General features: G+C 64.6%; 13 protein-coding genes. 7 read left to right on the plus strand and 6 right to left on the minus strand.

What is annotated here, in order from left to right; all coding sequences use genetic code 11:
* Positions 1–200: 200 nt before the first annotated feature.
* Entirely contained in the window at positions 201–1130 is a 930-nt protein-coding gene (locus H8B02_RS34875; protein WP_229170401.1) for a glycine/sarcosine/betaine reductase selenoprotein B family protein, read from the plus strand.
* Between the two features lie 90 nt (positions 1131–1220).
* Here H8B02_RS34875 and H8B02_RS34880 read toward each other — a convergent pair whose 3' ends face one another.
* On the minus strand, positions 1221–1718 hold the full coding sequence (locus tag H8B02_RS34880; protein ID WP_229170402.1) for a bile acid:sodium symporter: 498 nt from the start codon (positions 1716–1718) through the stop codon (positions 1221–1223).
* 102 nt (positions 1719–1820) lie between these two features.
* On the opposite strand from H8B02_RS34880, the gene H8B02_RS34885 reads away from it, so the two are divergent.
* On the plus strand, positions 1821–2672 hold the full coding sequence (locus tag H8B02_RS34885; RefSeq protein ID WP_229170403.1) for a LysR family transcriptional regulator: 852 nt from the start codon (positions 1821–1823) through the stop codon (positions 2670–2672).
* Between the two features lie 286 nt (positions 2673–2958).
* Here the strand turns inward: H8B02_RS34885 and H8B02_RS34890 are convergent, their stop codons facing one another.
* Positions 2959–3918: a phenylacetaldoxime dehydratase family protein gene (locus H8B02_RS34890; RefSeq protein ID WP_229170404.1), complete on the minus strand. Its 960-nt coding sequence runs from the start codon at positions 3916–3918 to the stop codon at positions 2959–2961.
* A gap of 35 nt (positions 3919–3953) precedes the next feature.
* Positions 3954–4964, minus strand: a complete 1011-nt coding sequence (locus H8B02_RS34895) for a carbon-nitrogen hydrolase family protein (RefSeq protein ID WP_229170405.1) — start codon at positions 4962–4964, stop codon at positions 3954–3956.
* A gap of 208 nt (positions 4965–5172) precedes the next feature.
* Between H8B02_RS34895 and H8B02_RS34900 the strand changes: the two genes are divergently transcribed.
* The 3 genes from H8B02_RS34900 (at position 5173) to H8B02_RS34910 (ending at position 8186) form a co-directional block, all read left to right on the plus strand.
* Positions 5173–6129 (plus strand): AraC-like ligand-binding domain-containing protein, encoded by a 957-nt coding sequence (locus tag H8B02_RS34900; RefSeq protein ID WP_229170406.1) that lies wholly within the window; start codon positions 5173–5175, stop codon positions 6127–6129.
* Between the two features lie 151 nt (positions 6130–6280).
* On the plus strand, positions 6281–6634 hold the full coding sequence (locus H8B02_RS34905; protein WP_229170407.1) for a PilZ domain-containing protein: 354 nt from the start codon (positions 6281–6283) through the stop codon (positions 6632–6634).
* 130 nt (positions 6635–6764) lie between these two features.
* Positions 6765–8186, plus strand: coding sequence for an MFS transporter (locus H8B02_RS34910; RefSeq protein WP_229170408.1), 1422 nt, complete (start codon positions 6765–6767; stop codon positions 8184–8186).
* A 91-nt stretch (positions 8187–8277) separates the two neighbouring features.
* On the opposite strand, the gene clpA is transcribed toward H8B02_RS34910, so the two are convergent.
* Positions 8278–10683, minus strand: a complete 2406-nt coding sequence (clpA, locus tag H8B02_RS34915; protein ID WP_176530815.1) for an ATP-dependent Clp protease ATP-binding subunit ClpA — start codon at positions 10681–10683, stop codon at positions 8278–8280.
* Positions 10684–10943: 260 nt separating this feature from the next.
* Positions 10944–11276: an ATP-dependent Clp protease adapter ClpS gene (gene clpS / locus H8B02_RS34920; protein ID WP_106318898.1), complete on the minus strand. Its 333-nt coding sequence runs from the start codon at positions 11274–11276 to the stop codon at positions 10944–10946.
* 498 nt (positions 11277–11774) lie between these two features.
* Between clpS and H8B02_RS34925 the strand changes: the two genes are divergently transcribed.
* A complete protein-coding gene (locus H8B02_RS34925; RefSeq protein ID WP_229170409.1) occupies positions 11775–13676 on the plus strand; it encodes a TadE/TadG family type IV pilus assembly protein in 1902 nt (633 codons plus the stop codon).
* Between the two features lie 73 nt (positions 13677–13749).
* Here H8B02_RS34925 and H8B02_RS34930 read toward each other — a convergent pair whose 3' ends face one another.
* Positions 13750–14085, minus strand: coding sequence for a phasin family protein (locus H8B02_RS34930; RefSeq protein ID WP_092114837.1), 336 nt, complete (start codon positions 14083–14085; stop codon positions 13750–13752).
* Positions 14086–14509: 424 nt separating this feature from the next.
* Here H8B02_RS34930 and H8B02_RS34935 point away from each other — a divergent pair.
* On the plus strand, positions 14510–15437 hold a 928-nt coding region (locus H8B02_RS34935; protein ID WP_229170410.1), incomplete at its 3' end, for a D-alanyl-D-alanine carboxypeptidase family protein.

Genomic DNA, 15437 nt, shown 5'->3' on the forward strand with positions numbered 1-15437 from the left:
CGCTCGGCGGCGTCGCCGGAGCTGCGGCAGGCGCGTCCTCCGCGCCGGCGCCGGCCGGCGACACCAGCAGCACAAGCATGACCCATGCGGCGCAAAGACCTGTTCGCATCGCAAATCTGTTCCCGCGCAGCGCGGCTTGACACCGCAGGCTCGTGGTCTAGCTATGGACTGAAATGATGGCGCGCAAAAGGGAGCGCAAAATGGCCGCAGCTTCAGACGATCAAACAGGCTTTGCCCCCGACGACGACGCCCCGATCGGCTATATGAAGCGGACGCGCGATTATTATGCGGCGATCGGCTACACCACCCCCTACCGATGGGCGCACTACACCTCCGCCCCGTTCCAGCCGCTGAAGAAGCCGCTGAACCAGTCCCGCGTCGCTAACATCACGACCGCGGCGCCGTTCGATCCCGCCAGGGGCGATCAGGGCCCGGGCGCAAAATACAATGGCGGGGCAAAATTCTATTCGGTCTATGACGGCGACGCGTCGCAGTCACACGATTTGCGGATTTCGCACATCGCCTATGACCGCGCCCACACCACGGCGACCGACAGCGGCACCTGGTTCCCGCTGGCGCAGCTCAAGCGCCTCGCCGCGGCAGGCACGATCGGCGAAGTCGCCCCGCGCTTCTTCGGTGCCCCGACCAACCGCAGCCACCGCGTCACCATCGAGACCGACGCGCCCGAAATCCTCCGGCGCTGCCGTGAAGACAAGGTCGACGCCGCAGTGCTGGTGCCGAACTGCCCGGTCTGCCACCAGACCATCAGCCTGGTGGCGCGGCATCTCGAGGCCAACGGCATCCCGACCGTCGTGATGGGTTGCGCCAAGGATATCGTCGAGCACGCCGCGGTGCCGCGCTTCCTGTTCTCGGATTTCCCACTCGGCAACTCCGCCGGCAAGCCGCATGATTTGGCCTCGCAGGCGTTCACGCTGGAGCTCGCGCTGCGCGTGCTGGAAACTGCGCCCGGTCCGCAAACCACCGTGCAATCGCCGCTGCGCTGGAGCGAGGACGCGTCCTGGAAGCGCGACTACAGCAACGCGGACGCGCTGAGCGCCGAGGAGCTGGCGCGCCTGCGCCGCGAGTTCGACGCACAGAAGGAAATCGCGAAGGGCCTGCGTGTGGCGTAAGGCTTTGCGTTAGACACGATCACTCACCCAACTCTCGGTGTCATCGCCCGGCTTGACCGAGCGATCGAGTATTCCAGAGACACCAGTCAATCACGGAAAGGCCGCGGCGTACTGGATCGCCCAGTCGCCTGCCAGCAGCGGTGTCGCGACGATGCCGAGCAGATTGGAGGCGGTGGCCGAGCACAGCGCCGCCGACACATTGCCGTGCGCGATCGAGGTGAAGGCGACCGACGACTGCACCGTCGACGGCAGGATGCAGATCAGGATCACGCCCGCCCACAGTGCCGGCGTCAGCAGATGCGGCGCCAGCGCGTGCGCCGCGAGCCCGAGCAGCGGGAACAGGGCGAAGGTCGACAAGAAGATCACGAGGTGCAGCCGCCAGTGTCGCGCGCCGACCAGCGCCTCCGTCGTCGACAGCCGGGCGCCGTGCAGGAAGAACAGCAGCGCGATCGCAGCATCAGTGGCATAGCCGCCGATTACGGTGCCCTGCCCGTGCAGCGGCAGCAGCGTCGCAAGGCCGACCATGCCGACGATGGCGGCGATGTAGGGGTCGACGGCCACGAATGAGCGCAGGCGGCTGATGGTCATGATGGCTTCCTTTCCTCAAGCGAAAGGTGGCGCTCTCCATGCCGATTGTGAACCGCGCTTACCGGTGTTATTGTCATTACGTTATGTAATGACGGATCCACCATGCTCGACCCGGCCCAGCTCGAAACCTTCCTGACCGTGGTGCAGACCCAGAACTTCACCGAGGCCGGCCGCCGCCTCGGCCTGAAGCAGTCGACAGTGAGCCAGCACATCCGCAAGCTCGAGGCCGCCGCCGGGCGCCGCCTGTTCGTGCGCGACACCCATTCGGTGGTGCTGACCGCCGACGGCGAGGCGATGACGGGTTTCGCGCGCCCGATCCTGGAGGCCAATGCGCGCGCCCGCGATTATTTCGCGGGATCGCAGGTGCGCGGAAAAGTCCGGTTCGGCGCCGCGGAGGATTTTGCCAGCTCGCGCCTGCCCGATCTGCTGCGCGACTTCGTCCGCCGCCACCCGCAGGTCGATCTCGAATTGACGATCGGCCTCAGCGCCGTGCTGTACCAGCAGCTCGACGCCGGCGAGCTCGATCTCGTGCTGGGCAAGCGCCGGCCCGGCGACGCGCTGGGGCAGCTGGTGTGGCAGGACCGCCTGGTGTGGACCGCCGCGCCGGGCACGCGGCTCGATCCCGACGAGCCGCTGCCCCTGATCCTCTACGCGCCGCCGAGCGTCAGCCGCAGCGTGGTGCTGGAGGCGATGGAGCGGTTCGGACGGCCCTGGCGCATCGTCTGCTCCAGCGGCAGCTTGAGCGGCCTGCGCGCCGCGGCGCTCGCCGGTCTCGGCATCACCCCGCAGGCACAGGGCCTGATCCCGGACGGACTGGAAGCGCTGCCGGCGTCAGGATTGCCACCGCTCGGCAGCGTTGAATTCGTGGTCCGCACCGCCCGCCGGACCAGACGCGGCCCGGCGGTCGAACTGGCGCAGGCGATCACGGAACGCGGCGGCCGGCTGCGGCCTTAGAAGTACGGCGATGTTTGGCTGGAATGGTCTGACGCCGCGGCCCTTCGGCTCAAGCGCTGCGGTCTCTGGAATACTCATCACCCGCATGCGCATGCGCGGGTGATGACACTGAGCAAGCGGAGGGCGTCGGTACGATTTCGGAATAATAGAATAATGCCGCTGATTTGCCCGACGAGTCAAGTTGCCGTGTCGAACGCCCGCGGCCGCCGGCTCCTTTGCATGGGGTTGTTTTCGATATTTTGAATGCAGCTTCGATGCGGCCCCTGCTCGGACCCGGCGCCCCGCGTCAGGCGGATGGCGCCGCCGCGAGTTGCACCGCCTTCAGCATGCCGGTCCGTTCGTGGCAGCCGAGATATTCGAAGAACTGCTCGTCGGCGGCCGCGACGGTGACCTCGTGATACAGCCTGAGTTTTGCAGCCGGTCCCAGGGTCGACAGATACTTCATCGCCGCGCCGAAGATCCGGACATGGGTCGGATGCGATTCCGCCCAGCGCTCCAGCGCCGCGAGACTTTTCCACCAGCTCTGGCCGTAGGATTTTTCCGTCAGTCGTCCATCCGCGTCGACGACGCGCATGTAGCGGTTGGCGTAGCAGCCGATCGGCACGCCATCGTCGCGCAGGAAATCCATGCCCTCACGCAGCACCGGCTCGACATCGTCGAGATACATCTTGCGCTCCGACGCCTCGGTGTCGCTCCAGTCCTGGCCGGAGCGGATCAGGCAGAGATTGTCATGCGCGACCACGCGGATTCGCGCACCGTCGCGGACGATCCGCGGCTCGCCGCCGGGTGTCATCGCGTCAGTCTGCGACAGCGGAATGCGATCACGCATGCCGCCCCAGTACGCGTGCTCCTGCACCTCTCCGCTCATGCCGTCGGCGAGAACAGCGACGCCCTCCGGACGGCCGAGCGACGAGAACAATGTCTCGTAACGCTCGACATGCGGCCGTAGCACTTCGATGAAGCGGCCGACGCCATTTGCGGCGCCACTGCCGGTCCAAGCCTCGCGCGCGCCGGCGAACCAGGCATCGAAACGCCCGGCATCGTCCCAATAGGCGACCGAGACGACGTTGGTGAACCCGGCCTGGTCGACGCCGCGATATTGTACGCCGAAATAGGCCATGATGACGCTTGCGACCGCGGGCGTGTGGCGCGCGACGAACGACGGATAAGGCGGCGCGTAATCGTCGGGCACACGACGATGGCGGGAGCGCGCCGTTTGCAGATGAGAGGGAATGGCGGATTCCATGGCAGTCGCCTCCGGTTGGATGTTGCCCTGATGCTTCAGCTCGCGGCCGCGTCGACCTCCTCGAGATTGTCGAGCGGCAGAGCGAAATGCTCGACGCGCTTCGACGGCTTCTTGTTCAGCAGCAGGCGCGTGACGTCGGGCCGCGAGTAATGCCCGGCCGGGTCGGCGGCGTTCTTGGCGATCCCGATCGCGCCGAGATCGATATCGGCGAGCAGCAGCCCTTCCTGGTCGGGCGGCAGCTTCTCGGCGATCGAGCTGCCATCCGGCCCGTAGATCGCGGCGTGTCCGCCGCCGACATGCAGCAGCGCGTGCTTGTCGTCGCGGTCGCACATCTCGTCGATCATCGCCTGCGAGACGGTGGCGCAGGGCGCCAGCACGAAGCACGAACCTTCAACGGCGTAGACGCGCGAGGCCGCGTTGTTGACCTCCCAGCCGAGCGCCGGCGCGAACGGATCGTACAGCGAGAAGCTCGGCCAGGCCGCGACATGCACCTGCTCGTTCTGGGCATACATCGCGTATTTCGAGAGCGGCTGCAGATGCTCCCAGCAGCACAGCGCGCCGAGGCGGCCGATGCCGGGGCGGTCATGCACCGCAAGGTCGCTGCCGTCGCCCTCGCCGTAGACGGTGCGCTCGGCGTGGGTCGGCCGCAGCTTGCGCCGCTTGGCGATGGTCTCGCCATCGGGCCCGATCAGCCATTGCGCCAGATAGAGGCTGCCGCCGTCGCGCTCGGACAGGCCGAGCACCGCGGTCATGCCGGCCTTCTTCACCGCCAGCCGAAGCTTCTCGGCCTGCGGACTGTCATAGCTCAGCGAGTTATCGAAATAGCGCTGCACAAAACCGCGCCCGATCGCCCAGGCCGGCGAGTCCAGCCAGATGTACCAGGGATAGCCGGGAATGAAGGCCTCGGGGAACGCGATCAGTTTTGCCCCTTTGGCGGCGGCCTCCTCAATCAAGGAAATGCTCTTGGCGATGGAGGCGTCGAGGTCGAGCCAGCTCGGGGCCGCCTGCACCACCGCAACGCGATATTTCGGATGTTCGATGCCCATGATGTCCTCCTCGTGGCCGGCGATGCTGGCCGGTTCGTACTTGATCGGCCGCAGCCACGTCTGACATCATGCTGCCCCGGGACCGGGAGCGCCGTTCGACCAGGACGGAAGAAAAATTCGACTGCGGAGGAGATTCCCCCGGCCGTCCCCGGTACGAAGCTTGCTTTGTTTGCGTGGCCAGCGTTTGCACTCGTGAAGGGAGGAAATCATGCCGGCCCTGTTCACCACGGAAGGCGCGCCCACGCATCGGCGCCTCGCGCTCTGGCGCGACATCGTCTGCGACGTGTTCGTGCAACTCGACTGCAAGTCCGATCTCGGCACCGCCTTCCACGGCGCCATCACCAGCGCGCAACTCGGCGCAGTGAAATGCTCCGTCGTCTCGTCGGGCCGGCAGCGCGTGTTGCGCACGCCGTCGCGGATCGCGCGCACCAGCGAGGACTTCGTCCTGATTGCGCTCGGCCAGCGCGGCTGTGGCGCCGTGCTGCAGGACGGCCGCGAGACCGTGATCCAGCCGGGCGAGTTTGCGTTCTACGACACCACCCGGCCCTATGAATTGCGCTTCGACGACGACTTCACGCAGACCATCTTCCAGGTGCCGCGCGCGATGCTGCACCGGCGCTTTGCCGGCACCCAGGGCCTGACGGCGACTACGTTCACATCGGATCGCCCGGTGCAGCGGCTCGCCTGGCAGTTCATCAGCGGGCTCTCCGAGATCGCCGACAAGCTCGATCCTGATAATGCGATCCGCCTCGCCGACCAGGCCGCCGACCTGCTCGCGATGGCGATCAGCGAGCGGCTCGGCGGCGTGGCGCTACAGGCCTCGACGCACCGCTCCGCCCTGCTCTACCGGCTGAAGGCGCATGTGCTCGCGCATCTGCCGAACCCCGAGCTCAGCCTCACCGAAACCGCCGCCGCGCTCGGCATCTCGCCGCGCTACGTCAACAGCCTGCTGGCCGACGAAGACACCTCGTTCCAGCGCTTCGTGCTGGCGCAGCGGCTGGAGCGCTGCAAGCGCGACCTCGTCTCGCCGGCACACGCGCATCGCCACATCGGCGAGATTGCGTTCGCCTGGGGCTTTAACGATCTCTCGCATTTCGGCCGCGTGTTCCGCGACCATTACGGCCTGTCACCGCGTGATTGGCGGCACAGCCGGGTGCCGAACTAGCTTCTCGGGTCGTTTGCGGCGCAAAATAGCCGGGAATCCTGACCTTCACAGATGCAAACAATTTACACTAACTCCAACGGGTTCCGTTCGTACCCTTCTTTTCGCAGGTCCGGACCGGTACAGTCCTGCCATTGATTTAGGAGGATTTCCCATGCAGGACCGGCGCCAGAGCCCACGTGACAAGGTGTTTTACGGTGCGGTTGCGGAGATCAATGAGCACGGCTCGACGATGGATTGCATCGTCCGCAACATCAGCGAAGGCGGCGCCTGCGTCGAGTTTGGCGACGCCGCACACCTGCCCGAAGAGATGAATCTCAGCGTCGCGCGCAAGGGCCGCTCGTTCCTGGCGCGCATGATCTGGCGCCAGGCTAACAAGGTCGGCCTCGCGTTCCGGATCATGACCTCGGACACCCCGGTCAGCGATCTCGACGAGCGGGTCCGCCGCAGCGAGATCAAGAAACGGCAGTTGCAGCGGCGGATCAAGGAACTGCTCGGCCAGGGCTGAGCGTCCTCCCGCAGCTCTCCGGCCGCGTTTGGATCGCGGCCGGTATCTGTCATTTCGGGGGTTGCAAAGGCCAGGTTAATCCAGCATCCGGTAAGGCCGCCAATGCTGGAACCAAAGGCCATTTCACGACATGTCGTCCGCGATCATTGAGCATCCCGACGGGCTGCCGCAGCCGCAGCGCAATTGGGCCATTCTCACGATCGCGCTCGGCCTCGTGATGGCGGTCGTCGACGGCTCGATCGCCAACGTTGCACTGCCGACCATCGCGAGGGATCTTAACGCCAGCCCCGCCTTCTCGATCTGGATCGTCAACGGCTATCAGCTGGCGATCACGATCTCGCTGCTGCCGCTGGCCTCGCTCGGCGAGATCATCGGCTATCGCCGCGTCTATCTGGCGGGGCTACTGCTCTTCACATTGGCGTCGCTGTTCTGCGCGCTGTCGCATACGCTGCCGCTGCTGACGATCGCCCGCATCCTGCAGGGGTTCGGCGCCGCCGGAATCCTCAGCGTCAACACGGCTCTGGTCCGCTTCATCTATCCGCATTCGCAACTCGGCCGCGGCATCGGCGTCAATGCGCTGGTCGTCGCGATCTCGGCTGCAGTCGGTCCCACCATCGCCTCGTTCATCCTGGCGGTCGGGACCTGGCCGTATCTGTTCGCCATCAACGTCCCGCTCGGCATCGTCACGCTGGCGCTGGGCTGGCGCTTCCTGCCGCATACCAGGCCCGCGGTTCACGCCTTCGACTGGCAGAGCGCCGCGATGAGCGCCATCGCGTTCGGGTTCGGCATCAGCGCGATCGACAGCGCCGGCCACGGCGAGGCGCTGTATCTCTGCGCATTGGAGTTCGCGATCGCCGCGGTCGCCTCCCATCTGCTGTACCGGCGGCAGCGGCATTTGCCCTCGCCGCTGCTGCCCGTCGACCTCTTGCGGATTCCGATCTTTGCGCTGTCGATCGGCACCTCGATCGCCTCGTTCTGCGGCCAGATGCTGGCCTTCGTCGCGATGCCGTTCTATCTCGAGAACCACTTCGGATATTCGGCGGTGCAAATCGGCCTGCTGATCACGCCGTGGCCGATCGCGGTCGCGTTCGCCGCGCCGATCGCGGGCTGGCTGGTCGAGCGTTACCCGGCCGGCCTGCTCGGCGGCATTGGCCTGCTGCTGTTCGCATTGGGTCTGGGCACGCTGGCGTTCATGCCGGCCAATGCGACACCGATCGACGTGATCTGGCGGATGGCGCTTGCCGGCGCCGGCTTCGGCCTGTTCCAGACCCCGAACAACCGCACCATGATCGCCGCCGCGCCGCGCGAACGCTCGGGCGGCGCCAGCGGCATGCTCGGGACCGCGCGCCTGCTCGGACAGACCATCGGTGCCGCGCTGGTAGCGATGCTGCTGGCGCGCTATCCGGCCGACGGCACAAGGATCTCGCTGATGGTCGGCGTCGGCTTTGCCGCCGTCGGCGCTGTGATGAGCACGCTGCGGCTGTCCTCAGCCGGCAGCCGCGGCGCCGACCAGGTGCGGGTCCACGAGGGCCAGCGCTTGAAGGGCGAGTGAAGCTGCGCGCACGCGACGCGCGACTCCATCGGCACAAACAAAAAGGCCGGCTGTTCTGCCGGCCTTTTCACTTTGATTATTCGCTCGCGCCTCAGGCCTTGACCATCGGACCCTTTGAGGCCGGCCCCTTGGTGCCGCCACCGCCGCCACCCGGACCGCCCTTCGGCGGCTTGCGCTTGCGCGGCGGCAGGTTCTCGGGCTTCGGCGTGACCGGGCCCTCGACATATTCAAAGCCGATCTTGTCCTTGGCGGTCGCCTCGTCCTTGACCAGGACGACGCGGACGTGTCCGCCGCCCTTGAGCTGACCGAACAGCACCTCATCCGCGAGCGGCTTCTTGATGTGCTCCTGGATGATCCGCGCCATCGGACGCGCGCCCATCTGCTCGTCATAGCCGTGCTCGATCAGCCAGGCCTTGGCGGGCTCCGACAGCTCGATCGTGACGTCGCGGTCAGCGAGTTGCGCCTCGAGCTGCAGCACGAACTTCTCGACCACCATGCCGATGACGTCGGCATTGAGGTGCGCGAAGGAGACGATCGCATCCAGCCGGTTGCGGAACTCGGGCGCGAACTGGCGGTTGATCGCCTCGTGGTCGTCGCCTTCCCGCTTCGAGCGGGTGAAGCCGAAGGCCTGCCGCGCGAGGTCGGCCGCGCCCGCGTTCGTGGTCATGATCAGGATCACGTTGCGGAAGTTGACCTGCTTGCCGTTGTGGTCGGTGAGCCGGCCATGATCCATGATCTGCAACAGCACATTGTACAGATCCGGATGCGCCTTCTCGATTTCGTCGAGCAGCACCACGCAGTGCGGATGCTGGTCCACGCCATCGGTGAGCAGGCCACCCTGGTCGAAGCCGACATAACCGGGAGGCGCGCCGATCAGGCGCGACACGGTGTGCCGCTCCATGTATTCGGACATGTCAAAGCGGATCAGCTCGACGCCGAGCGAGGCCGCCAGCTGCTTTGCGACCTCGGTCTTGCCGACGCCGGTGGGTCCCGAGAACAGATACGAGCCGATCGGCTTTTCCGGCTCGCGCAAGCCGGCCCGCGACAGCTTGATCGACGCAGCCAGCGCCTCGATCGCCTTGTCCTGGCCGAACACCGTGCGCTTCAGGGTCTGCTCGAGATGCTTCAGCACCTCGGCATCGTCCTTCGACACGCTCTTGGGCGGGATCCGCGCCATGGTCGCGATCGTGGTCTCGATCTCCTTGATACCGATCGTCTTCTTGCGCTTGCTCTCGGCAACCAGCATCTGCGCGGCACCGGACTCGTCGATCACGTCGATCGCCTTGTCGGGCAGCTTGCGGTCGTGGATGTAGCGCGACGACAGCTGCACCGCCGCCTCGATCGCCTCATTGGTGTATTTCAGCCGATGGTAATCCTCGAAATAGGGCTTGAGGCCCTTGAGGATCGCGATCGCGTCTTCCACCGTCGGCTCGTTGACGTCGATCTTCTGGAAGCGCCGCACCAGCGCGCGGTCCTTCTCGAAGTGCTGACGATATTCCTTGTAGGTGGTCGAGCCCATGCAGCGGATCGTGCCCGAAGCCAGCGCGGGCTTGAGCAGATTGGACGCATCCATCGCGCCGCCGGAGGTGGCGCCGGCGCCGATCACGGTGTGGATCTCGTCGATGAACAGGATGGCGTTCGGATGCGCCTCCAGCTCCTTCAGGACCTGCTTGAGACGCTCCTCGAAATCGCCGCGGTAGCGGGTGCCCGCGAGCAGCGTGCCCATGTCGAGCGAGAACACGGTCGCGGCCGCCAGCACTTCCGGCACATCGCTGTCGACGATGCGCTTGGCGAGGCCTTCGGCGATCGCGGTCTTGCCGACGCCGGCTTCGCCGACGAACAGCGGGTTGTTCTTCTGGCGGCGGCACAAGACCTGGATCGCACGGTTGATCTCGGCATTGCGGCCGATCACCGGATCGATCTTGCCGTCGCGCGCCTTCTTGTTGAGGTTGACGCAATAGGTGTCGAGCGCCTCGCCTTTCTTCTTGGCGTCCTCGTTGCCCTTGGTCTCGGTTTCCTCGTCGACGCCGCGCACCGGCCGCGCCTCGGACACGCCGGGCCGCTTGGCGATGCCGTGGCTGATGTAGTTGACGGCGTCGTAGCGCGTCATGTCCTGCTCCTGCAGGAAATACGCGGCATGGCTCTCGCGCTCGGCGAAGATCGCGATCAAGACGTTGGCGCCGGTCACTTCCTCGCGACCGGACGACTGGACGTGAATCACCGCGCGCTGGATCACGCGCTGGAACCCGGCGGTCGGCTTCGCGTCATCGGCGCCGTCCGTCACCAGGTTTTCGAATTCGGTCTCGAGATAATTGACGAGGCTGGTCCTCAGCTTGTCGAGATCGACGCTGCAGGCCCGCATCACCGCCGCCGCATCCGAGTCATCGATCAGCGACAGCAGAAGGTGTTCGAGCGTCGCGTATTGATGGTGACGCTCGTTCGCGATCGCCAATGCACGATGCAAGGATTGTTCTAGGCTTTGGGAAAAAGTAGGCATTCGCGTCCTCTATGGCCCCCGGCCATCATGATCGCCATTACCGGGTCAGGCAATAACAACCTTCGTGATCGCCATTGATATAGTTACGACGGATCGTGGCGAAAGACCGGTCCCGCGATGATGGTTTTCTTCTAAAATTCAGGCGCCGGGACGTGACCCGGCCGCGCCCCGTGATCATACGGGAACGCCGTTCGCAGCCGTCAAAATGCGCGATGCAAGACCCGTTCCGCTTCCCGCGGCAGGTCAATCGTTCCCGCGAACTATTTCTTTTCCATCACACATTGCAGTGGATGCTGATGCTTGCGCGCGAAGTCCATGACTTGCGTCACCTTGGTCTCGGCGATCTCATAGGTAAACACGCCGCACTCACCGATCCCGTGATGGTGAACGTGCAGCATGATCTTGGTCGCCGCCTCGGCGTCCTTGTTGAAGAATCGTTCCAGCACGTGAACCACGAACTCCATCGGCGTGTAGTCGTCGTTCAGGATCAGGACGCGATACAGGTTCGGGCGCTTGGTCTTCGGCTTGACCTTGGTGATGACCGAGGTCGACGGGCCGCTGCCCGCTCCATTGCGGTTGTCGTCATTGCTCATTTTCGGCACCGGGGCGGCGGACACCGCGGGCATGGCCGAAACCGGCTCGGAGATCGGGACTGTCAACGTGTATCGCAGCATGGCTCAGGCGTTCGAATTCCCCAGGGGAAACCGGTTGGCGATTGGAAGGTGATCGCGATTGCCGCAAGACTGATCGCGGAACCCCCAGCAATGCTTTCCAGATTGCCGCTCCCGGTCCGATCCGGCGGCCGGATCGACCTCCCGAATATGGGCCTCGCGACGCCCTGCCGCAAGCGCAGACCCGTCGCAGCCCACCGGTCCGATTCCCGGCGCGGCAACCCTCGGAAGGTTAATCGTTTCTGCCTGATTTGACAAAGGACTCGGGTATCCAATTTAGCCGGCATTGAGGATAGCGCGCGCTTTTGCCCTGCTTTTGACCGTCTGGAGGGCCCGCCGCCGGGTTTCAGTTTCCCGATTCACCATCTGTTTAGCCGCGCACGTCGAGATGGCCGCGCAATCCATTTTGACGAGAACGCCATGCTTGGTTCAGCCATTTCCCATCGCGTCCGCGCGGCCGTCCGCCGGTTTTCCAGGGCAACCGACGGCAATGTCGCGGTGATCTTCACCTTCGCAATCCTGCCGATCCTCGCCTTCGTGGGCGCAGCGGTCGACTATACCCGCGCCAACAATGCTCGCACCGCGATGCAATCGGCGCTCGATTCGACCGCGCTGATGCTGTCCAAGGATCTGACCATGGGCACCATCACGGCCGCGCAGATCCCGAGCAAGGCGCAGACCTATTTCAACAGTCTCTTCACCAACAAGGATGGCAAGGGCATTTCCGTCTCGGCCACTTATACGACCCCGACCTCGACCGCAGCCGCGACCATTCTCCTGAGCGGGTCCGGCTACATCAACACCTATTTCATGAAGTTCGCCGATCTCCTGCCGTCTGGCGGCAATTTCCAGAAGATGAATTTTGGCAGCTCGACGACCACCACCTGGGGCAACGTCAAGATGCGCGTCGCGCTGGCCCTCGACAACACCGGATCGATGAGCCAGAACGGCAAGATTACCGCGCTGCGAAACGCGGTGGCCGGAACCGGCGGCCTGATCGACCAGCTCAGCGCGCTCAGCAAGAACAACGGCGACGTCTACATCTCCGTCATCCCGTTCGCCAAGGTCGTCAACCTCGGCGCCAGCAACTACACCCAGAACTGGATCGACTGGACCGACTGGCTTAATCCGCCGACCGCGCAGCCGAACAACGGCAGCACCCAGGCAACCTTGCCGATGAACTGGCATGCGGTGGGACCGGGTGCACGATGCCCCTGGACCAACGGCAACGGCGGCTTCACCTGCACGAAGGGCCCAACTAATTCGTCCAACACGACCTACATCCCCTCGAGCGGGACCTATTCGGGCTACATTTGCCCGAGCGTCGATTACAATTCGCACACGCTCTACAATGGCTGCTGGGTCAGCACGCCAGCCGGCACGGGCGTATTCTGCACCGGCTCGAACTCGTGCTCCTGTCCCACGGATTCCACGGGCAACGCTGTAAGCGGCTGCAGCTGCGGCACCAAGAACGGCGTCTATTCGTGCTCCGGCAATCTGTATACCCACGACTGGACGCAGCCGGGCCCCAACGACACCGTGGACAACAAGAACCAGCCGCGGGTCACCGCCGTCGTCGGATGGACCAACAACCAATGGACCTCGACCAACAAGACGCCAACCGTGGTGAACAACTGGCAGCAGCCCTCCACCAACCCCATCAGCACATGGACAGGCTGCATCACCGACCGCACCCAGCCGAACGATGCGACCGGTGTGCTGCCGTCGACGTCTGACGTCACCACGATGTTCCCGGCCAACGAGTACTATGAAAACGGCACGGCCTATTGCAACAGCAACGTCTCGACGCCGCTCGAGCCGATCATTCCGCTGAGCTACAACTGGAGCGCGCTCAAGACCGCGGTCAACGCGATGCAGCCGACCGGCGGCACCGACCAGTCGGTTGGTCTCGCCTGGGCGTGGCAGTCCCTTCTGGTGGGCGGCCCGCTGAACGCGCCGGCTGAGGACTCCAACACCACCTACAACCGCGTAATCATCATTCTTTCCGACGGTCTGAACACCGAGGACCGCTGGCCCGACTACGGCGACGGCAGCAGCCAGGCATCCGGCAATCCGATCGACGCAAGGCAGACCCTGCAGTGCCAGAATCTGCAGGCCGCGAGGGACTCCAATGGTGCGCCGCTGTACACGATCTATGCGATCCAGGTGAACACGAGCACGCCCGCCGATCCGACCTCGACCGTCCTGAAGAACTGCGCCAGCAGCCCCGACAAGTTCTACATGCTGACCAGCTCGACCCAGATCCTGACGACGTTCAACACGATCGGAACTGCTCTCAGCAAGCTGCGGCTGGCGAAATAACCGCCCGCTTCAGGCGCAACAAAAAAGCCCGGCCGAAACGGCCGGGCTTTTCGCTTGTCTTGATCCGTGGCGCTTACTGAGCCGGCGCGAACTTGGAGACCAGGCCCTCGTAGGGCTTGAAGGTCTGCTTGGCGCAGTCGCTGTACAGGCCGGCGATCTTCTGCGATTCCGCGACGAAGGTCTCGTAGGACGAGCGCAGGTACTCGGTCTGCGCCTCGAGCGCCTTGTCCAGCGACTTCACGCCCGACAGCTTCTCGACGAACGACTTGGTGTCCTCAAACGACTTCTTGGCGTAGTCGCCATAGGCGGTGGCGATCGCCTGAACGCCGCTCTGCAGGTTGTTCGCAGACGCAGTGACGGACTCGATATGCTCTTTGCCGTAGTTCTGAATGTCTTCGATCTTGACCATGGATTGGAATTCCTTTTCCCAGACTTGAAGGCGCAAATTCCCATTGCCGGGAAGCTCCCGGCCCCCTGACAACAATCGGAATATCGCATTGCACAATAAAGTCAACAAATATTGTGCGACGCACAACGACATTTGCCCGAATCCTGAGCATTTGCGATAAACCCCGGGGGACTACGCAACGGTTGCTTAATCTTTTGGAAACTCGGTCCGCCTAACCTGATTCCCGGACTTTGTTCGCCTTCCGACGGGCAGCCTTGAAAGCTGTTTGTGAACAACACCTTAGCTAGAAGAGCGACCTGAGCCGCCACGAGGGCCGATGGTTCTGCCCGAAGTGGTCTGTTGCGCAGGCAAGGATCGACGGCCGCCGGGCACAATTTCGCCTCACGAGCCAGTGATCTAGATAGAAATTGGGACGGGGAAGTAGATGCTTCGAACAACCTTGGCCTCCTCGCGGGCGCTGCGAGTTGGCGTTCTTGGGCTCGTTACCGTCACGACGGCGATCCTGATCACCAGTGATAGCGCGGAGGCGCGCCGTCACCGGCGCCACACCGCCCGTCACCATCACAGCGAGGCCGCGCGCGAAAGCTACAGCCCGCAATTCGCGACGATCATCGTCGACGGCAACACCGGCTCGGTGCTGACGTCGAACAGTCCCGACGGCCTGCGGCACCCCGCCTCGCTCACCAAGATCATGACGCTCTATCTGCTGTTCGAGCGCCTCGATTCCGGAAAGATGAAGCTCGACACCGAGATGCCGGTTTCCGAGCACGCCTCCGAGCAGGACCCGACCAAGCTCGGCCTGCGGCCTGGCCAGACCATCAGGGTCGAAGACGCCATCAAGGGTCTCGTCACCCGCTCCGCCAATGACGCTGCGGTCGTGATCGCCGAGGCGATCGGCGGCAGCGAAGATGACTTCGCCCGGATGATGACCCGCAAGGCCCGCGCGCTCGGCATGAGCCGGACCACCTATCGCAATGCCTCGGGCCTGCCCAACGACGAGCAGATCACCACGGCGCGCGATCAATCGACGCTCGGTCGCGCCATCCAGGATCGTTTCCCGCGCTACTATCGCTACTTCTCGACCACGGCGTTCAATTTCCGCGGCCACACGATCACCGGTCACAATCGCCTGCTCGGCAGCGTCGAAGGCGTCGACGGCATCAAGACCGGTTACACCCGCGCCTCCGGCTTCAACCTCGTGACCTCGATCCACCGCGGCAATCGCTTCCTGGTCGGCGTGGTGCTCGGCGGCCGCAGCGGCGGCTCCCGCGACGCCATCATGCGCAACCTCCTGGCCGAGAACATCGGCAAGGGCGCGACCACCCGCACGGCCGCCGCGATCACCGAGCGCA

The sequence above is a fragment of the Bradyrhizobium altum genome (assembly GCF_020889705.1).
Taxonomy (GTDB): domain Bacteria; phylum Pseudomonadota; class Alphaproteobacteria; order Rhizobiales; family Xanthobacteraceae; genus Bradyrhizobium; species Bradyrhizobium altum.